Origin of the sequence: Marinifilum fragile JCM 15579, from assembly GCF_001310955.1 — a bacterium.
GTDB classification, from domain to species: domain Bacteria; phylum Bacteroidota; class Bacteroidia; order Bacteroidales; family Marinifilaceae; genus Marinifilum; species Marinifilum fragile.
The window spans coordinates 162,662-184,634 of record NZ_BAZX01000002.1 but is presented as its reverse complement, the minus strand read 5'-3'; the positions used below and the strand labels follow the sequence as shown (position 1 = coordinate 184,634).

At 38.9% G+C, this 21,973-nt stretch carries 9 protein-coding genes and 1 pseudogene; all 10 read left to right on the top strand.

The window, feature by feature from the left end; translation table 11 throughout:
- The first annotated feature begins 199 nt into the window (after positions 1-199).
- The 10 genes and pseudogenes from JCM15579_RS02670 (at position 200) to JCM15579_RS02620 (ending at position 21,951) form a co-directional block, all read left to right on the top strand.
- On the top strand, positions 200-7,441 hold the full coding sequence (locus tag JCM15579_RS02670) for a neuraminidase-like domain-containing protein (protein ID WP_054715341.1): 7,242 nt from the start codon (positions 200-202) through the stop codon (positions 7,439-7,441).
- A 298-nt stretch (positions 7,442-7,739) separates the two neighbouring features.
- A pseudogene (locus tag JCM15579_RS22190) lies at positions 7,740-9,220 on the top strand (Tc toxin subunit A-related protein).
- Positions 9,221-9,451: 231 nt separating this feature from the next.
- Positions 9,452-10,804: a SpvB/TcaC N-terminal domain-containing protein gene (locus JCM15579_RS02655; protein WP_054715334.1), complete on the top strand. Its 1,353-nt coding sequence runs from the start codon at positions 9,452-9,454 to the stop codon at positions 10,802-10,804.
- On the top strand, positions 10,701-16,541 hold the full coding sequence (locus tag JCM15579_RS02650) for a toxin TcdB middle/N-terminal domain-containing protein (protein ID WP_157471289.1): 5,841 nt from the start codon (positions 10,701-10,703) through the stop codon (positions 16,539-16,541). Before JCM15579_RS02655 ends, JCM15579_RS02650 begins: the two co-directional genes overlap by 104 nt.
- The gene (locus JCM15579_RS02645) at positions 16,538-17,410 is read left to right on the top strand and encodes a tetratricopeptide repeat protein (RefSeq protein WP_054715331.1); all 873 of its coding nucleotides are present in this window, start codon (positions 16,538-16,540) and stop codon (positions 17,408-17,410) included. Before JCM15579_RS02650 ends, JCM15579_RS02645 begins: the two co-directional genes overlap by 4 nt.
- 113 nt (positions 17,411-17,523) lie before the next feature.
- Positions 17,524-18,837 carry an RHS repeat domain-containing protein gene (locus JCM15579_RS02640; RefSeq protein ID WP_054715328.1) on the top strand — a complete coding sequence of 438 codons (1,314 nt, stop codon included), beginning with the start codon at positions 17,524-17,526 and terminating at the stop codon, positions 18,835-18,837.
- Entirely contained in the window at positions 18,812-19,186 is a 375-nt protein-coding gene (locus JCM15579_RS02635; protein WP_054715324.1) for a hypothetical protein, read from the top strand. Before JCM15579_RS02640 ends, JCM15579_RS02635 begins: the two co-directional genes overlap by 26 nt.
- Positions 19,187-19,477: 291 nt before the next feature.
- Positions 19,478-20,650, top strand: coding sequence for an RHS repeat domain-containing protein (locus JCM15579_RS02630; protein ID WP_172677348.1), 1,173 nt, complete (start codon positions 19,478-19,480; stop codon positions 20,648-20,650).
- On the top strand, positions 20,643-21,164 hold the full coding sequence (locus JCM15579_RS02625) for a hypothetical protein (protein WP_157471287.1): 522 nt from the start codon (positions 20,643-20,645) through the stop codon (positions 21,162-21,164). The genes JCM15579_RS02630 and JCM15579_RS02625 overlap by 8 nt, the downstream gene beginning before the upstream one ends.
- Before the next feature lie 229 nt (positions 21,165-21,393).
- Positions 21,394-21,951: a hypothetical protein gene (locus JCM15579_RS02620; RefSeq protein ID WP_054715317.1), complete on the top strand. Its 558-nt coding sequence runs from the start codon at positions 21,394-21,396 to the stop codon at positions 21,949-21,951.
- Positions 21,952-21,973: the final 22 nt, after the last annotated feature.

The following is a 21,973-nucleotide window of genomic DNA, read 5'->3' as shown; positions in this document are numbered from 1 at the left end:
TCTTGCAAGCGAACTGATTATTAATAACAATCCAGACATCAACAATCCTGTTGAACTTTTCGTTTACCAGGGAGGCACACAACTTGGCCTGGTAGGTAATGGTAATGTAGAAATTAGAACCATACAACCCCTTTATCTAAAGAATCTGTTTATTGCTTCAAGATCATCTGTAAGTGGTGTTGTTAAGCGCCAGAACTATGTGAATGCAGCAGGCTGCCTGATTGAATTATACAGAGATGCTGACAACGACAGCTCTACTGCTACTTTAATTGATGGAGCAAAAGCTTTTACCAACATTAATGGAGAATATAAAATTCCTTATTATGGCAATGAAAAAAATGCTTTACGATTAAAATTCTATAATAATGAGGATGTTTTATCGGAATTCGCAAGTACCAATCCTTCTATTTTAGGCGATACCGCAAATGAAATTACGACAGAAGTAGTTAACGCAAGCGGCAATTACTCCGAAGGTGAGTGGTTCGAAGTAATCACAGAGACAAATCGTAAAATTTACGAATACGTTTCGAATACTTCTGAAAGTGGTAAGGTAAACGCAAGCTTGGTTTCATGGGTTGATGAAAGTACACCATTTGAAAAACTTTTTTATCGCCGTGTACTTAATGAGGATAATAATAAATATTACCGGGTACTCGATAAGAAAGTAGTTTACTATTCCGATGGAAAAGCCAGGGAAACCTATACCCGCATTCCGGAAAATGTTACTTCCGGACAGCTTATCTTGCACAATCATTATATCGAAACCTACAATTCCTACTGGTCTCCACAATTGGTAACAAGCAATCAAGAAGAGGAAATTAATTACTTATTTGAAAACAATACTCTGGACGAATACTCTCGAATAATTAATCGTGAGGAAGAATTAATTTCTGCAAGCAATACAGCAGACAGCACTACACCTGCTCGTAGCTTGATTAAAGGATACAGTGCAGAAGAGACTCCATTTGTAGCCTCACTAATTGGTGTAAGCGAAGAGGATGTGCAGAATCTAAGCCAGGCACGCGATTTTAAAAGTCAGATGAGATTGGAAGATCACGAAGCAATTCTGTTTGGACTGGTTAACAAGGGGGTAAAATTAGATGTTGCAGTTTTCTTTAGCATGTCTGACAATACTTTACGTGCAAAAATTCAGGAAGCCATTGATGATCGTACAATTCCAACAAAGGACATTACAAAAGCTCTGGAAGACATTAGAACCAAGCTACTTGATGTGGTAAGCAAAGAGTTTACCGAGGTGTTCACAGGCATTGAAAGTGATGCTGTAAAAGCAGTTATGGCTGATGCTACAAAGAAAGATGCCTTCATCAAAACAATGGCCCAATTCTCTTATGAGAATACTGATTTAACAGAGGAATTGGAGGGTGATTTTTGGCTGGCATTGCCTTTTGATGTGAATGAAGAAGTACAATTGAAGCTTGCCATTCAATACAGCGAGGTTTGCAATGCCAATGAGAAATTTGTAAACCGATTTTTGGATGCAGGATCTCTAAAGCCATTCAGCGAGTTGTTAAAAATGAACAGAACTGACATTATTGCTAAAATTAATGAGGATGCATCGACTATTCTGGCTTCTGATGATATGCCAGAAGGAATAACAACAGCAGAAGCTTACGCTAATTTTATTTACAATCAGATTGAGGATAAATTTGCTACTGAATCTCTTCTTTTTGATTTGGCACAACCGAATGTAGATTTCGCAATTGAAGGAGAGACCAATTTAACAACAATGTTCAATGCCTTAAGAGTCAAATTAATTGATGAAAGCATGAGTAGCAGCGCTCATTTCTATGGCATTGTTGATTCTGCCGGTTCCACATTTGACATTGAAAAAGGACCTGTTCGTGATTTCCTTAAAACCACCACAGTAGATAATGCTCTAAGTACATTCTATTCAAGTTTAGGAGCATACACTAAAGAAGACTTTATTAACTTCTTGACTACTATTCAGCGTGTGTACAGCATTACGTCTGAAGGTAAGTATGATACCATTAAGGCTTTAATCGATAATGCTTACCTATCGGCTTACGACATCGTAAAAGCTGGCAGAAAAAATTTCATCAATAAAATGAATGCTATTTTAGAGGATGAAGTATGCCTTAAATTATACAGAACTGCCGAGTACAAAGTAAATAAAGCACTTGCCATTTTAAACAAATATTCAGGAAGCGCCAATTCGGGAATGCCTGTTATAGTTAAAGACAAGAAACTTTCAGGCGACAATAAAAGTGAGATTCAATTGTTGAGCTTGCCTGAAATGTCAATTCTTTTTGGTGATCAGGATGTAACGAATACTAAACATGGTGAATCAGTATTAGGACCGGCTGCTTATTTAGTAGATGTACTAAATGTATTGAAACAATTCAAAGTAAGTGATACCGAGAATGAAATCACTTTATACGACAAGCTGATTAAACGTCGCCCGGATATTGCGGAAATTCCATTGAACTGCACCAATGCATTAACTCCTTTGCCATACATCGATTTGGTAATGGAAATATTGGAAAATGCAATCTATCATCATGAAAATGGAAATTATTCAATTGATAAATGGGACACCACAAAAACCGCAGAACAGCTAAAAACCGATCCTGAATACACACAATATTCCGTGTATGATAAAATCAAGAAAAACACCATTACTTCATGGCTGTCGAAACCTTTCGATTTGTTTAGTGAAGAGCTAAAGTTGTTTGGCAAAGCCTTGGGAATTAATAGAACCAAACTGGCCGAACCATACTACAAGATGGTTGAAAATGCGGTAAATCCATATTTCGACGTTTTGGGAATGACCAGTGAAGAACAGGTACTTTTCCCTGAAAACCCAACAAATACAAACACTGTACTTGACTTTGTTTTCGATTCTGTTTTTGGTGTAACCCCTAATCCTGCACCTACTAAATTACCTGTAAAAGGATTTATTGAAAAGTCAGTCATGACACTTGATGAATTCAATACCTTGATTGACTCCTACTACGTAAATCCATACGTAACAGATGGTGAAAACTATCAACGCTTTACCATCCACTACAGTGGAAAACAGGAATTGAGTACAGCTTTTCTTGATTTTGGCTCAACAGACAGGCTGAAGGCATTCTTAATGCGCATGTTCCAATTCCGCCGATTGATGATACTTACCGAATGGTCGACTCCTGTATTGGATGCAATTTTACTATTGGATCCGGCATACAAAGCCTACTACAAAACCATTAACAGCAACAACCAACTGATTACTTTCGCAGAAGTAGAAAGAATTGGTTATGCAAAAATGAAACAGGAATATCTTGGATTGTCCGACAATCAGGTTGCATGTATATTTGGTAAGGCTGTTGTATTGGAATACAATAAAACCACATCTTTCATCAACCAAAACTTTATTGACAATAATCTGCCAAAAGAGCATAAAGAAACATTAACAGAATGGTTAACCATTGGTAATGAAAGCGGAGTCCCTTTAAATGCTGCAGCTTACAATTCAGAAGGTGAAGCCCATGTATTTATGGAGTATCTACAGGAAGCAATGAACCTAACTGATGAAGAGCTATTGGCCCTTTCAAGCTTCTTGGAGCAAAATACTGACAAAAAGCCAAAATTAACTGCAAGAGGTGTTCAAAATATGATCACAGCTTGGCAGTTAGCCGAAGGCTATGGTTTAAAAATTGAGGAATTCCTAGCATACTGCAAACTCATTCAATTTGATGTTACAACAGCTTTGGTTGACAGTGTAGAAACACTAAGCAATGTTCAAAAAACCGTAATTGCTAATCAAACGAATGTAATGGAATTATTGTTCCTCTTGCAACATCACGGAAGTGCAGAAGAGTTAGAGGAATTTGAGAAGAGAGCAAAGAAAATTGTTGCTAATATTCTTGATAAAAAAGACGAGTTTTCTCCTGTTTTAGAGGAAGACCAGCAAATGAGCCAGGAACAGAAAGATGCTTTGGCCCTTGCACTGCAACCAGTCATTGAAGAACAATTGAATATTACCACAAAATTGGAATTACCATTCGTTTCAAAGGTATTGGAACAAAAATCCATTGATGGTAAGGATCTTGCCAACTATACTGCAGATCCGGGAACTGATGAGACTTCCGTTGTAGAAACCAAGTTGCTTACTGCTATCAAGTCTTGCCTGAAAAGTTTATCTCTTTCTGAGGAAATGAACATCAATCTGGAAGATTTGACTCACATAGATAGCAGTCCTGTAAACATCTTCAACTTGCCTATGGATTCTGAGCAGGCAGTTTCCTATGAAGATTTCGCAAAACTTGCTGCGGTTTGCCAGGCCAAGCAATTTCTTTTGGATGGGAAGAATGGATTTGACTTTTACAATCAAATTCTTTCAACTGATAAAGCGAACCTTGCTCTTTCAAATTATATCGACTGGCATGCTATTCTAACAGACTGGCAACACAATGACGAGTTGGAAACCAACAAGTACAACAGCAACCTGAAATGGTTCCTTCAAGCGGGAGAAATAAATCAGTTTTTAAACAGATATGGCATTCAATCTGCCGATGCACTGAAACTGATTAAATGGAACTGGACCGATCTTGCGGAAGCAGAACAATCAGTTAAAAGCATTGCCAAACTTGCACAGGAAAAAGCCAATGCTGCCGTTTACAAGGCAGAAATGAGCGCAGGACGCAACCAGCTTAGAATGAAGCAGCGAGATGCATTGGTACACTACCTGTTTGAGAAAAAGAGTGAACAGTTTACAGATATCTACGATCTGTATTCCTACTTCATGATTGATACTCAAATGACACCAGCTGTTGCAAGCAGCCGTATTCTTCAGGCAACATTAACAGTGCAGTCCTTTATTCAACGTATTCAACTGGGACTTGAAACCGACATTGCATTCACCAAAGAAGATGCTAAGAAATGGGAATGGATGAGTTTGTATCGTGTGTGGGAAGCCAATCGTAAAATCTTCCTTTACCCTGAAAACTGGCTGGAACCTGAGTTGCGCGACAATAAAACTCCATTCTTTAAAGATTTGGAAAAAGATCTTACCGGTAAAGAAATTACCAAAGAAACGGTTAACGATTCCTACATGGATTACATCTCCAAGTTTGAACAAGTAGCCAATATTGAAATCTGCCAGTTGTACAACGAAGAGCACAATAATTTCTCGGTATTACATGTAATTGGCCGTTCACGATTCGAACCTCGCGAGTATTTCTATCGCAAACTGGTAAATGAATCCTACTGGACGCCATGGGAGAAAATGGGAATTGAGATCAATTCTGAACACATAGCTCCTGCCATTATTAAAGATCGTTTGGTAGCTTTCTGGCTGGAATGTACTGATGTAGCCAAGGAACCTAGCGATGATGATTTATCTGTAAAAAATCCATCGGAAGGATCAACCATTACTCCAAAACGTGCACAAAAGCAGTTGGAGATGAAGCTTTGCTGGAGTGAACTTATCGACAACAAATGGACTCGCAAGCGTACTTGTGAAGACAAAGTATTGGTTGACAATTCAGGAACAGATCAGAAATATGATTACCGCCTGGTTTATGACAACAGCGATAGCAAGTACTTACACATTTTGAATGATCCAAAAACTTTCTTAGGCGAAAACAAAGGTCATAGCTTCTCGGTGGAATGTTTCAATCATATTCACCTTACAAAGCAAGGAAGCTTCACAGGCAAGGACTATGTAATGCCACAAGGCATGAGTACCTATGGGCAAAAAGCGCAGATGAAGAATTCCAAGAAATGGTTGTCATTACCGGTAGCTGCCACCAATGGTATTGCCTATACCAACAATGTAGTTGAAAACATTAAAGGACGCACCCGTTTGGTTTATCCTCATCAATACAAGCATTTCATCAGCAACGCTCCTTTTGTTGTAGAAACCAACCTACAATCAGTGGTATTCATTCCAAGAGTTAAAGCAGAACGAAGCTCAGTCCTTTTGAAAAAAGTGATTCGATACACCTATACAGAACCTAAATTCAGACCAATCAGAAGGTACTATCACCCTGAGTATTCATGTCGTAACTACGAAGACAGGTATTATCGTGAAGACAGATACTATCGTGAAGAGAGAAATCATGACAGGTGGAGAAGAGATGAGCGTTGTGACTACAGAATGCCTCACTACTTCACCCATGAGCATGAGTTCATGTGCGTAATTAAAGAACCACAAATTAATAAGGAAGTTATTTATGAACCAGTGAATGCTGATCTGCTAATGGCAGAACCATTAACCTTCAAGCCTGAGATGATTGCCGGACTGTCTTATCATCCATACATGGAGAGCTTACGCTCCAATCTACAACGATATGGTATTGATGGAATTCTTGATCCTTTGGGCATTGAAGATGAAAATCACCAGCTATTGCCACAGCAAGCCAATACAGATCTTTTAAAAGATTTTGAATTGAACAACGAAGTGGTGAAAAATACACTGGAAGTTACAGAACCTGAAGACAACAAGAAGTACATCGCAGAGAAATTCGAATATGATTTAGCTGGCGCCTACTCTATTTACAATTGGGAACTGTTTTTCCATATTCCATTCCTGTTGGCAAACCGTTTCTTGATTGAAGGCAATTATGAAGAAGCATTAAGATGGATGCATTACATTTTTGACCCACGAGAAACTGAAGGTGAAGATGCTTCCAGATACTGGAAATTTAAACCATTTGCCGATTACAATGCTACAACTGGTATTGAAGACCTCTTGTTCGATTTGAACATGAAAGAAGATCAGGACCCTTCGAATATAGAGTTGAACAAGCAGATTGAAATGTGGAGCAGCGATCCGTTTAAACCTCACAATGTAGCTCAGATGCGACCTGGTGCTTATATGAAAGCCGTAATCATGCGTTACCTGGATATTATTATTGCTCACGGCGATAACCAGTTCCGCATTGATACCACGGAATCCATCAACGAAGCCATGCAGTATTATATGATTGCAGCCCAGTTATTAGGTCGTAAACCTGAAGTTCTTGAAACGGAAATTTTGGTACCTAAAACCTATGGTGAAATGAACAGCGATGGCATGGGCAATGCCATTGAGTACTTTGAGGAAGGATTGATTAAGCCAGAAAATGCAGCCTACTTTGAAAAGTACGTAGAGTCGAATGAGTTGGAAATTGCTTCGAAACCATTTAGCAAAGAGAAGGATCAAAAAGGAATGCTAACCGATGTATACGGAGCAATGGAACACGATGGTAATGTGGCCAAGCTTTACTTTGGCATTCCAAAGAATGACAAAATGCTTGCCTACTGGGATCGAGTAGCCGACAGATTATTCAAGATTCGTCATAGCCTGAATATTGATGGAATTAAGCGAACCGTTGCCTTGTTTGCTCCTCCAATCGATCCGGCATTATTAATCCGTGCACGCATGGCAGGCATTAAAATTGGTGAACTTCTGAATCCAGCAAAGCAACTCAACTGATTACCGATTCCAAACTCTATTGCAACGTGCGTTGGAAATTTGTGGAGAAGTAAAATCATTGGGATCACAATTGTTATCGGCTCTCGAAAAAGGAGAAACGGAAAAGATTAGCGTACTTCGTACTCAGCACGAAAACAAACTGATTGATGAGATTACAAGTATCAAGACCAAGAGTGTAGAAGAATCCGAAGAGGCCATTGAACAACTGAAATTGCAGCAGGAAAATACCCAGTTTAGGGAAAAATACTATCGCAAGAAGAAAAAGATTAGTGGTAAAGAGCAGCAGCAGTTGAATTATATGGATGCTGGAATGGTTTTACAAACTGCATCTCAAGCTCTTCAGATGTCAGCAGGTGCTGTAAGTGCTATTCCAGACATAACATTTGGTGGATCTGGTTTCGGAGGATCCCCTCATTGGGTAGTAAAAATTGGAGGAGAAAAAGCATCTAAACCTCTTCATTATTGGTCTTCTGCTTTAAGCATGTTAGGTTCCATTTCTAGCCACATGGGTACTCGTACAGGTCTTATCGCCGGCTACGAACGCCGTAAGCAAGACTGGAATTTCCAGGCTGATATGGCAAAGCGCGAATTGGAGCAATTGAAACAACAAGAGTTATCGGCTGAAATTCGAAAGGCAATTGCCATTAAAGATTTGGAAAATCATGAGCTACAGGTAAAGCAAAATCAAGAATATTTTGATGTATTGAGCAACAAATTCACCAATAAGGATTTGTATTTCAGAATGGCAGATGCTATTACAGCTGTATATCGCGATGCCTTTAACCTGGCATTCGAAATGGCCAAGCAGGCAGAAGGAGCTTACCATTACGAGCTGACTCCTGACAAAGTAAGACAGCCATTAACCAATAACTTCTTTAATGCACAAGATAAAGGCTTACTTGCTGGTGAAAAATTGTATACCGAGCTTAAGAAAATGGAGCCGATTACCTGGCCAATAACAAGCGCAAGTATGAATTGACCAAGCATGTATCACTAGCCATGTTGGATCCACAACAAATTTTGGATTTGAGAAGCAGTGGAACCTGTCAGATTGTAATTCCTGAAGTACTTTACGATTTAGATCATCCAGGACATGTAAAACGCCGAATCAAAAGCGTATCCTTAAGCATTCCTTGTGTGGCTGGGGCTTACACTTCCATATCCGCGAATTTAAGCATTGCCGATCAGAATGTGAAAGTGAAGAACATGGCAACCAGCAGCGCAGTTAGCGATAGCGGATTGTTTGAGTTGAATTTCAACGATGCCCGATACCTGCCATTTGAAGGTGCCGATGCAGCCAACGTTTGGAACCTATCCTTGCCTACTGCCATGCGTCAGTTTGACTACAGTAGCATTAACGATGTTATTATGCATATCAATTATACTGCTGAAGAAGGATCTGCGCAAGATAAAACCAATGCAGAAAACAATCTGATTACCAGCTTAAATCAGCTTACCGAAGGCAACAGCCTGGCTTCTATGTTCAGTCTGAAAGCACAATACCCTGAAGCTTGGGCTAAAGTAGGAAGTGAGAATGTAAGCATTGAGATTAAGAGGTCGCAATTGCCATTCTACTTACAAGGAAAAACCATTGAAGTTGAAGCTGTACAAGGCATCAAATTGAAAGGTGAAACTCAGGATGATCCTATCATTCTAACAACAAGTGGTTTAAACAGCAGCAATGAATTGGCTGATAAGGTAACTGTAGACATATCAAGCAATGCGAACATTCCTGTAAGCGATGACTTTATGATTGTTATGAAATATACCATTTCATAGGGTAAGAATTCATTCTAGCAGCGGAATTTGAACTTCTCATTTTTGAATCAAATCATGCTGTAAGAAGTGTTTCCTTCCGGAAGTCCCGTCACCTAATTATACCGATAAATAATAATTGGTCTTACGAATCGCAAGGGCAACCTGCCCTTGCAACGGGACTTCCTTTTCTATGATAAAGCAGCTTGAAGCTGTCTATTCATTACTCATTATTAACTGATAATTATTATTCTCATGAACTTCAATCAATCGGAACAATCCGAACAACATAGCAATTCTCAAACATCAGCATTACCACAATCAAATATAAAACCGATTGGGCAGGCCGCTGATGCTGAGAAAAATGATGGGGCTCAAAAAGGGCCTCAATCTTTGATTAACCTCCCCAAGGGAGGTGGTGCAATTCAAGGGATTGGCGAAAAGTTCGAAACCAATCCGGTAACCGGAACCTTCTCGATGAGCGCTCCCCTGTCCATTAGTCCCGGACGAAATGGCTTTACCCCACAACTGGGATTATCCTACAATTCGGGTGGTGGAAATTCCGCTTTTGGTTTGGGCTGGAGTGTTGGCATTCCTAACATTACTCGCAAAACTGACAAAGGCTTGCCTCAATACGATGACAACAACGAATCGGATACCTTCATTCTTTCAGGAGCCGAAGATTTGGTGCCTGTTGATGAAGCAACACAAAGCCAGGGTGATTATGTGATTAAACGCTACAGACCTCGTACCGAAGGTTTGTTTGCCCAAATAGAACAATGGCGCAACACCACAAATGGCGAAGTACACTGGCGCACCATCTCCAAAGAAAATCTTACATCCATATATGGAAAAGATGCATCTGCCAGAATTGCCCATCCCAATGATTCCACAAAAGTGTTTAGCTGGTATCTGCAAGAATCTTACGACGCATTGGGGAACCTGATGCGATATACCTACCTGAAGGAAAACAGCGACAATATTTCACCTGATGTATACGAAAAACATCGTCTGGCAAACAACAAGGCCTTTACCAACATCTATCCCAACCAGGTGCTATATGGCAACACCAATATGTACGACCCTGTTGATGGAAATTATGCAGGCAATTGGCTTTTTACACTAGCATTCGACTATGGCAACTACAGCACTTACAACAGCAATGGAAGTACTGTGACACCAACGGCAAGCTGGAACAAGCGTCAGGACCCTTTTTCTGTGTACCGGGCAGGATTCGAAATGCGTACCTATCGTTTGTGCGAACGTGTCCTCATGTTTCATCATTTCACAAACGACCTGGGAGCCAATGCCCAATTGGTAAAATCTACCAAACTACAGTACAACAAGGATGAACACATGGCACAACTCATGCAGGTGGAACATGTTGCTCACGATGGCGCACAAACTGCATCAATGCCTCCTTTAAGTTTTACCTATAGCAAAGCACAGGTAAGCGACAAATTGCATAGCGTTAAGCAAGATGTGATGGACAATCTACAATGCTTTGGCAACATCAGGTTGGCAATGGGCCGATTTGCATGGCGAAGGCATCAGTTCTTTGCTAAAAACCAAAAACGAGGCCTGGTATTACAAACCAAACCTGGGTGACGCTCGCTGGACCGACAGCACCGAAACCATAACCGATCCAACTCCTGTTTTTGGAGAAGTACAACAACTTGATTTGAAACCCAATGTAAAACAAGCACGCGCAGCTTCTTTTTATCTGGGTGATGTAGACAGTGATTCGCAAGCCGAAATGGTTGTTCACGCTCCCGGCATTCATGGATATTACAGCTATGAAGATGGTGAGTGGCAAAATTTCCAGTCATTCAATAACATGCCCAATGTGGACATGAACCATCCAGATGTGAAACAAATCGACCTCTCGGGCGATGGTTTGGGCGACTTGCTAATTAGTCGTGGCAATTACTTCGAACTCTACCTTTCAGCAGGGAAAGAAGGATACAAAGGCTATCGTAAAATAGATATGGGTCATGATGATGATTTGGCACCCGTTATACTCTTCTCCGATGCCAAAAATTCCGTTTACCTGGCTGACATGACAGGCGATGGCTTGAGCGACATTGTGCGCATTACACACCATTCGGTTTGCTACTGGCCAAACATGGGTTATGGTCGTTTTGGCGAAAAAGTGTTAATGGCCAATCCGCCATTATTGGATTCGCCCGATCGTTTTAACCCATCGCGAGTACTTTTAACGGATGTGGATGGCACGGGCACAACCGATATCATCTATTTAAATGCCTCACAAGTTGCCTACTATAAAAACCAGGCTGGTAACTCCTGGAACAATGCTAACTTTATCAGCGCTTTCCCGGCTGTTGATAATTTATCACAGGTATCGGTAAGCGATCTAATGGGAAATGGTACGTCCTGTTTGGTTTGGGCTTCCCCATTACCACACCACCAGCATCACTTGCTTTTTGTGGAACTTACATCAGGCATTAAGCCCTATTTGTTAACGGCTTTCGAAAACAATATGGGCCGCAAGGTGAATTTGCAATATGCTCCCTCTACCAAATTTTACATGCAGGATAAATTGGCTGGCAAGCCATGGATCACCCGTCTCCCCTTCCCTGTTCAGGTACTGGAACGCGTAGAAGATCTTGAGCAGGTAAGCAATACCAAACTGGTAAGTCGATATGCTTACCACCACGGACATTACGATGTATACGAGCGAGAATTCCGGGGTTTTGGTATGGTAGAACAATGGGATACCGAAGACCTTGTAGATTCTACTGACGGGTATCAAGATCCTGTATACACCAAAAGCTGGTTTCACAATGGCATTTACAAAAACAGAGAGGCAATTTCTTCTCAATTTGCACAGGAATATTTTAAGGGCGACAGCCAGGCCTGGACACTTCCCGATTCTGTTTTGCCTTCAGGTTTAAGTCACGAAGAAGAACGTGAAGCATGTCGTGCACTGCGTGGACAATTGTTACGTTCCGAGATTTATGCCAAGGATGGATCAGGCAAAGAAGACCTTCCTTACATGGTGGAAGAAAAAAACATGAGAGTAAAACTCTTGCAAGCCAAGGGTCAAAACAAACATGCCGTGTTTTTGCCGATCAACAACGAGGCCATCTCTTACCATTACGAAAGAGATGCAAATGATCCAAGAATTGCCCATACGCTAACTTTAAACACCGATGATTACGGGAATGTATTGGATGCTTTTAGCATTGCTTATCCTCGTCGTTCTGCTTTGGCTACCAACGAACAGAAAAGTTTAAACGTGGTTTGTACACAAAACGCTTACATCAACCGTTCCGAAAGCAATCTGCAAATGATTGGGATTGCTTACGAAAGCAAACAACTGGAATTTACAGGCTTGGTGCATACCGGAATTCCTTTCAATAAGGAAAGCTTACAGGCTGCTTTGGATTATGCCAACGAAATTGATTTCTCTGCAACTCCATCAAGTGGATTGGAGATGCGCTGTTTTCAACACCAGAAATCATTCTTCTACGATGAGGCTTTAACAGGAAGCTTGCCACTAGGCGAAATTGCATCTCACGCCTTGCCTTACAAATCTCTTAGCGCTGATTTAACCGAAGATGTAATCAACAGCATCGATCCTTCGGGCGAGAAATACAGCATAGAACGTTTGTCAAACGAGGCGGCTTACGTGTTTGAACCGGGAACCGGTGACCAGCCTGGTACTTGGTGGATTCCATCGGAAGTAGTCAGCTTTAACAAACTGGCTTTCTACCTGCCAGGCATGCAGACCGATGCTTTTGGGAACAAAACCCACATGACATACGATACCTATCAATTGATGCTGACCGAAACCACCGATGCTCTGGGTTTTAAAAACACAGCCGAGGTAGACTATCGCGTATTGCAGGTAAAAAAACTGACCGATCCCAATGGAAATGGACAGGAACTGGCTTTTGATACCCGTGGAATGGTTAAGGCAGTGGCATTATTTGGCTCCAACGGTGAAGGCGATACCCTTGCTGACCCAAGCATGAAATACAGCTACAATTTGAATGCCTGGACAAGCAATAGAAAACCCATTCAGGGACATGTAGAAATGCGAGTTGAACATGGTGCAGGCAATACCAATTGGGTGGAAAGTTATGAATACACCGGAGGATGGGGAAACTTGGTAATGACCAAGGTACAGGCCGAAGATGGTGAAGCCATGCAGGTAATTTATGGCTATGTACAAAAAGTACAGACAACAAATCGTTGGGTAGGTACCGGACGTACGGTTTACAACAACAAAGGAGAGGTGGTAAGGCAGTATGAGCCCTACTTTAGTACCACACACGAATACGAAGATGAATTGGTATTGGTGCAACACGGTGTAAGCCCTAAGCTATTTTACGATCCTATCGGACGTAACATTCGAACCGACCTTCCGGATGGTACATTTACCAAAGTAGAGTTTACACCATGGGAACAGCGCAATTACGATCAGAATGACACCGTATTGGAGAGCCAATGGTACATTACCAATAACATCCCAGGCATGGGAGGAGGTGGTGATATAGGTAATTGGTGGGATGATCTATTTGGAGGAGGAGGTGATCCTTTTGATCCAAATGATCCATACAATCCCTATGATCCATACGACCCAACTGATCCTACAGAGTCGTCAAAAGAAAGAGCTGCAAGGCTCACAGAATCACATGCCAATACCCCACAAGTGCGTTATTTCGACAATATGGGCCGTGAGTACATGGTGGAAGACGACAATGGCAGCGATGGCAAATACCGAGTGCATACCAAGCTTGATATTGCAGGTCGACCAATAGAAGTCACCGATGCCAAAAACAGGCTGATGACCACCAATACCTTTGCCATGCAACAAGCCTTGCAAGTGCACAATATCGACTCGGGAACACACACAATGCTGAACGATGCAGGTGGGCAGCCACTATACCTATGGGACAGCTCTGCGCTGCCGCACGAATCCTTTCGTGTGATTTATACCTACGATGCCCTGCGACGCCCATTAGCTACTTACTTAAAAGAAGAAAACAATACTGAAATAAAAGTACAAGAACAGGTTTATGGTACCTCAGATTTTCTGAACAACATCGGGCAGTTGGAATTTCAGTACGACCAAAGTGGCCGCACACAAATGGTAAGCTACGACTTTAAAGGAAATCCTGAAATGACAGGGAAAACTTTTTACGTCGATTACCAAGGCTACAGAAATCTGGACAACAACCCAGGCTTTATGGCAACAACCTACACCAGCGAAATGAGTGTGGATGCTCTTAATCGCCCGGTGAGCAAAATCCTGCCTGATGGCTCGGTGGAAACCTACCAGTACAACAAGGCTGGATTGCTGGAAAGCATGAGCTCCGGCGGAAAAGCCTACATCAACAACATCAATTACAATGAGAAAGGACAGCGCACAGATATCTATTATGCCAATGGCAGTAAAACCAAATATGAATACGATGCAAAAACCTTCCGCTTAACGCGATTGCTAACCACTCGAAATACAGGGCAGGATATCCTTCAAGACTTGAATTATACCTACGACCCTGTAGGCAATATTGTAGAACAGGTTGACAAGGCACAGCAAACTTTCTATTACAGCAACTCTGTAATTGAACCCAAAGGACAATACGAGTACGATGCCCTGTACCGTTTGACAAAAGCCACTGGACGTGAATTGAACAGTTTGGCAATGCCAACGCATAGCGATTTTGCCAACAACATTGGCCTGCCCAACACGGCTGCCAATGCCATGCAAAATTACACCCACAACTATAGCTACGACCAACTGGGGAACATGCAAAGCGTAAATGCCGAAGGCAGTTGGACTCGCAACTACTTTTACAACACTCACAACAATTACCTTTTGGGACATACTGATGGAGTGACGGAGTACACCTACGATGCCCACGGCAATATGCTAAGCATGCCACACCTGCAAGCCATGCATTGGGATTACAACGATTGGTTGACCCAGGTAGAACTGGATGCCAATGGCAGCAAAGCCTTTTATGTGTACAATGCAGGAGGAGAACGTGTGCGAAAAGTAGTAATAAAAGGCAATATTCGAGAAGAGCGATATTATTTTGGTGATTTCGAAATATATCATAAATTTGTTAACGATTCACTGGTAACAGAGCGCACAACGGTTAATATCTCCGACGATAAAAAGAAGATAGCAACTGCCGAAACGCTCACCATCAATCAAGGTTCTTTGACAGTTAATCCTGTAGCAGTAATTCGCTACCAGTACGACAACCATTTAGGTTCTGCCTCATTGGAGTTAGACGAAAGTGCCGATATCATTTCTTATGAGGAGTACCATCCTTTTGGAACAACTTCATATCGTTCGGGAAGAACAGAAACTGAAACTTCCTTAAAAAGATACAAATATGTAGGCAAGGAAAGAGATGAGGAAACCGGGCTTTATTACTATGGCTTCCGTTACTATGCCGCCTGGGTTTGTAGGTTTGTTTCGGTGGACCCATTGCAGTTTGAGTATCCGCATTATACGCCATTCCAATATGCCGGGAATAAACCGATTTCTTATATTGATTTGGATGGGTTAGAGGAAGCCAAGTTAGAATATAACAGTTCAGAAATTAAGCAATTCAGAGATAGTTTAAGAACAGAACGAACAAGAGATTCCACTCTTCAAAAAATAATTAAAAGGCATTCTGTTAATATTGGTATAAACAAAACAAAAGACTTCGTTCAATCCCAATTGGACAAGAAGGCTGCCAAAAAGTTACAGGATAATATTAAAACTGGAAAACTTGTAAATAACTTCGGAAATACAGAGTATTCGTGGGGGAAAGTAAAAAGACCAAAAGATGCTTTGATGAGAGGTGCCAGCGAATGGAAAGATGTTGAGTACTCATATGCAAGAGGTAAAGTTACTACAAGAGGAATGGGACACATGACTAAAGATATAAGGAGGCTAAAGTTAATCTCAAAGAGTATAGGTGAAATATTTGGACCAATTATGGATTTAGTTGAAATGGGAAAAGCTTTGAGAAATGATGATGTTCCTTTCTCTATTGTAAATCCTTTTTCTTTTGTTTTAGATGATTATCTCAATGATCTTGATCAAGAATTGTTGGAAATGACATTTTCCGAAGGATATGATGCTGTTAAAACAATGATGGATAATAGTAGAACATATGAAGAATATTTTGAAAATAAGTCTTTTATTTATCTTAAAGATGAAGATATGATTAAACTTATGAATGGAGAATTAAATAAGGCTAGTCAGCTACCTGATGATTATGTTTTTGAAGATAATAATCCATGGGCTATATTGATTGAATGGAAGCATTCTGGAATTGAGCCTATAGCAGCATATAATATTGAAACAAAATGAAAAAAATAATACTAGGATTATTGATGATATTAATGTGTTCAAACGCAAACTGTACTGAACACAAGGAGCAAATCCAAAAATTGATTAATACACAAAATTATTCTACAGCACTACAAAAAATAGATTCATTAATACAATTAAAAGGAGATAAGTTGTGGCATTACGAATTTAAAGGATCTATTTTCGTTCAATTAGAAAATTATGAAAAAGCAATAATTTGCTTTAGGAAAGCTAGAAAGTTAGGAGCAGATAAATTTATTTCTTTGATTAACATTGGAGATGCTTTATTCAAAAATGGTCAGTATGAAAAAGCTTTTGACTATTTTCTTTTAGCATCAACCATTAATTCAAATAACTTCACAGTTAATTTTAATATGGGATTATGTCATTATTACTTCAATGAGATTGACGATGCTTTGAAATACTTCAATAGAGCTAAGGATATTAATCCTGATGATTACCTTACATATGTTATGCTAGCAGAAATATATAATATTAAAAACAACTTCGAATTGGCGTTATATAATGTGAATACTTCTATAAAATTAAATCCAGACTATGATTATGCGTATTTTGTTAAAGGGCTATCTTATTATGGAATGAAGGATTATAAAAAATCTTTTAAATTTCACACAAAAGCCATTCAATTAAACCCTTTGGATGTGCAATACTATTGTAAAAGAGGACTTAGCTATTATATGAATGATGATTATGATAAAGCTCTAGTTGATTTCTCGAAAGCTATTGAAATGGATAATTCTTGTTGTGAGGCATATATCGGTAGTGCTTATACTCATCAAAAATTAGGAAATGACTCTCTTTATCAGGTTTACTTTTTTAAAAACAGTGAATGTCTAAATGAACCGTAGTTAATCAGAGCCCCTTGATAGTCCGAGCATGCACTAACTGATGGTGCGAGTGTTCCACTCGTATCTATTTTCAAAGAAAATAATGTAAACACAACCCACTTGCAGTAATGTGAGTGGGTTTTTGTGTCTTAAAACTTTCCCTTCTCAAAATATATCATAAATTTGTTAACGGTGTACTGGAAACCGAACGAACAACTGTTCACATTTCTGATGATAAGGCTAAAATTGCCACAGTTGACAAAAAGACAGTAGACCAAAGTTCTTTGATAGAAAATCCAACTGCTGTAGTTCGATATCAATTGGATAATCACCTTGGCTCTGCAAGCCTGGAATTAGACGAAGCTGCTGATATTATCTCCTACGAGGAGTACCATCCTTTTGGAACTACCTCTTACCGAAATGGCCGCAGCGAGACCGAAACCTCTCAAAAAAGATACAAATACGTAGGCAAAGAAAGAGATGAGGAAACCGGGCTTTACTATTATGGCTTCCGTTACTATGCCGCCTGGATATGCAGGTTTGTGAGTGTGGATCCTTTGCAGTTTGAGTATCCTTATTATACACCTTTCCAGTATGCCGGGAACAAACCGGTTTCTTATATTGATTTGGATGGGTTAGAGGAGATAAAGTATGATATTAACTCAGATAGGTATTATGATACTCGTTTCCCTAATAGTGTTAGTTGTTTGGTTACTAATGAATATAGTTTAACAGGTCGACCCATAAATACAGGGAAATATGAGTCACATGAAATTCCAGGGTTAATTAAATATGGGATGCCAGCACTAATTGCAGCTCCATTATTTGTTATGGCAGCTCCTGCAATTGCATCTGAAGTTTCTTTAATTAGTGGTACATCATGGAGTAGTTTACCTATTTGGGAAAGTTTTGTAGCTGCTTTTGGAGCAAGTTCTGGAGCACGGATTATGAGTAGTACCGTCGATGTCACAGGACAACTTGTATATCAGAGCATAACTAATGATTGGAATTTTGGCAAAGCTTTTGACAAAATAAATTGGTCAAGCCCAATATATTCTGCCTTAGCTCCTACTAATTATATATTCAATGGCATGGCTTCAAATGCAATGCAATTTAACTTTGAGGAAGGATTACAATTCGGATCTGGTTCCGAAATTGCAATTGGTGCACTAGGAGAGTTTATGAGTGCAAAAGTACAACTAGAATTAAAAGTCAAATGGTTAAAACAAGTTAATGAGCAATTACAAACATTTAAAACGTATCAAGATAAAGGGTTATCAGATGAGAGGTTAGGAAAGGAAGCTGTTCTGTATATATTGATGAAATATGGAGGTGAACCGATACAATCCATAACAACTGAAACATTGGAAAATGCTCAAAATGATTATTTAAAAATATTGTTACAAGAAACAGATAAAAAAAATGATTCAAAACAAGGAACGAATTAAAGTCTTTATTTATGGTTTTATATTATTAATAATATTTGGTATATCTTCTTACAGAGGAATTAGTGAATACATTGGATTAAAGAAATATGGGAGGTATACAATAGGTATAACAACAAAAAAAGAGACAACACCCAAAGGGGGTATCGACTTTGACTATACATTTACGATAATGGGTAAAAAATATGAGGGGTTCGATGCATATAATCCCAAGATACAGGTTCCCGGAGGAAGATATTATGTCATATTTTCTTCTAAAAATCCTGAGCAGAATGAAATGTTGATTAATCAACCTGTTCCTGATAGTATAAGAGAAGTACCACCTGAAGGATGGAGGGAAATACCCAAGTAGTTCGAGTATGCCCCATATAGTCCGAGTATGCACTAACTGATGGTGCGAGCGTTTTCCGCTCGTATCTATTTTCAAAGAAAATAATTTAAACACAACCCACTTGCACTAAAAATGTGAGTGGGTTTTTGTGTCTTAAAACTTTCCCTTCTCAAAATATATCATAAATTTGTTAACGGTGTACTGGAAACCGAACGAACAACTGTTCACATTTCTGATAGCCTGTCCCGATTTTGTATCGGGAATAAAGCTAAAATTGCCACAGTTGACAAAAAGACAGTAGACCAAAGTTCTTTGATAGAAAATCCAATAGCTGTAGTTCGATATCAATTGGATAATCACCTTGGCTCTGCAAGCCTGGAATTGGATGAAAATGCGGATATTATTTCTTACGAGGAATACCATCCTTTTGGAACAACTTCATATCGTTCGGGAAGAACAGAAACTGAAACTTCCTTAAAAAGATACAAATATGTAGGCAAGGAAAGAGACGAAGAAACTGGCTTGTATTACTACGGTTTCCGTTACTACGCCGCTTGGATTTGCAGGTTTGTGAGTGTGGATCCTTTGCAGTTTGAGTATCCCCACTATACACCTTTTCAGTATGCCGGGAACAAACCTATTTCTTATATTGATTTGGATGGGTTGGAGGAATTAAGTTATAAATCAGATTTTAATATTAGACTAGGATATGTTACACTTGGTAGTGGTAAAAAGATAGTATCATATATTTTGCATGATGGGGATCGTCCAATTAATCAACAATTTACTGTAAACTCCACACGGAATAGCATGCAAAAACCAATCAGAACATATACTAATCAGAATGATAATATTGAATTACGAGATCAGGACTATGTTATTCCTGCCCCTATGAAAAAACCTAATAAAATGACAAGAGATAATAAAGCAAAATATCATTTTCGCAATAATATTATGGTTCCTTTGGATCATCGGGGAAATAAGGGGTCTTCAATTGCAGATTTTTCAAGAAATGTTGCTGAATTTATGCATGGAGCATCACAAGAATATGCTTACTTAGGTTCATTAGATATTGCAATTCAGTATAAAGCATTCGATCATGCCTACAATACTGTAATGGAGAATCGAGAAACCATGGAAGACGCTTTTTTAAATATTAAATTAAGTGCAGACTTCAAAGCTGCTGTTGAATCTGGAGAGGAAGTACTTAATATGGGTAGCTTTGTTTCAGACGTTATACAATATATTGTAGATGGAAGTACCGATTGTGTTAATTTTAGTGCTATTGGTTATTCTAGTGACTTTAAAAATTACCGACAAGCTGTATATCAAACTGGATCCAGACTTTTAAACGAGAATTTAAATTACAATATACCAAGACAAAAAACTTTTTGGAATTCAATTAACAGACCTGGTACATGGTTATGGGGATGGCAAGAGTTAATTAAACAATTTAAATCAAATGATGATCAAAATAATGAATAAAAATATTTACAGATTTTATCATCCTTTACCGATGGTCGTTTTAGCATTGTCTATTATAATACTTACCGTGTTATATTGGACTAAAGTAGGTACTTTTAATTATTTTAGTTTATTAATATTTATTATCAGCAGTGTATTTCTTTCTTCTTATAAACAACTTGTGATTAGTCATAATAGATGTGAATTTTATACACGAATATTATTTTTTCGACTTCCCAATAAAAAAATGGTGATAGGCGAAGTTCAAGAAATTATTCTTATTAGCCATGTAAATTCTACAATAATTCAAAGTTTAGGAGCAAGGGCACAGACAGGTCGAGAGATAAATAATATTTCTCATGAATTGTTTCTTAAAAACGAACATGAGAATCCAATTTCTATTTATAAGTCTGCTAAATTTAGTAAAATTAATAAGCTAGCAGTATTTTTTTCCAAGTATTATAACATACCAGTACAAATACATAAGAAGGAAAACTTTTATTCCTCTTATACTGATCCCGGAAAAGAAAAATAAATACTCTCCCCGCTACCGAACGAAACAAAGTTTTATAAAATCAATCCTTTCGTGTGACTTTCGGCAATAACTATAGTAACAACAAATACAGCCTGGCAGAAATGTCAGGCTTTTTTGTATTCATGAATTTATGTTACTTTAATACTCTAATTTATGGAACAGTTTATTTGTTCCTACAAACCCACTAAAACATTCATGTACTATCTAGAGTTAATCTTAAAAAACATTTATGCCATTTAAATTTATAAAATTGCCTCGTGCAAATTTCAGTATCATTTTAATAATGATTTATTGCATTACTGCCTGTAACTCTCCTCAAAAAGAAAATAATGAAGGATTTATTAGCAGGTTACATACCCCAAAAGAGAAAGACGATTGGTGCTATATTTTAGGACCAACAACACTTAATAAGCACTGGAAAGATTTTAAGTCTATTAATTGGGAAAAAGAATATTGGGAAGAAGATAAATCTGGAAATGAAAATGTGTCATTCCTAGAAGTTATGGATACTAAGAACAATACACATTTTTCAGTTTCAACTTTTCCGCTTAATAACAATTCCTTTCAATACTCAATTTGGGTAGGAAGTCGCAGTGTATATGATAAAAGTGGAAACGAGATCGAAAAAGGATATGTCCAATGTTACTTATTAGATTCCAATGATCCAGCTAAAGTTAAGAGACTAATGGATATTTTCTTCACTAGAAATTACAAGTTATTCTTCGATGAAATTCTAAAATTGGAGTATCGCTTTGAAATTGAAGATACCTACCAAAATTTAAATTAATTTCCCAGATAGTCAGATCTTG

Bases quoted from the DNA above. Each gene is read 5' to 3' on its own strand.
- JCM15579_RS02655 (WP_054715334.1), top strand. From the start codon at position 9,452: ATGAACTTCAATCAATCGGAACAATCCGAACAACATAGCAATTCTCAA.
- JCM15579_RS02645 (WP_054715331.1), top strand. From the start codon at position 16,538: ATGAAAAAAATAATACTAGGATTATTGATGATATTAATGTGTTCAAAC.
- JCM15579_RS02635 (WP_054715324.1), top strand. From the start codon at position 18,812: ATGATTCAAAACAAGGAACGAATTAAAGTCTTTATTTATGGTTTTATA.
- JCM15579_RS02625 (WP_157471287.1), top strand. From the start codon at position 20,643: ATGAATAAAAATATTTACAGATTTTATCATCCTTTACCGATGGTCGTT.
- JCM15579_RS02620 (WP_054715317.1), top strand. From the start codon at position 21,394: ATGCCATTTAAATTTATAAAATTGCCTCGTGCAAATTTCAGTATCATT.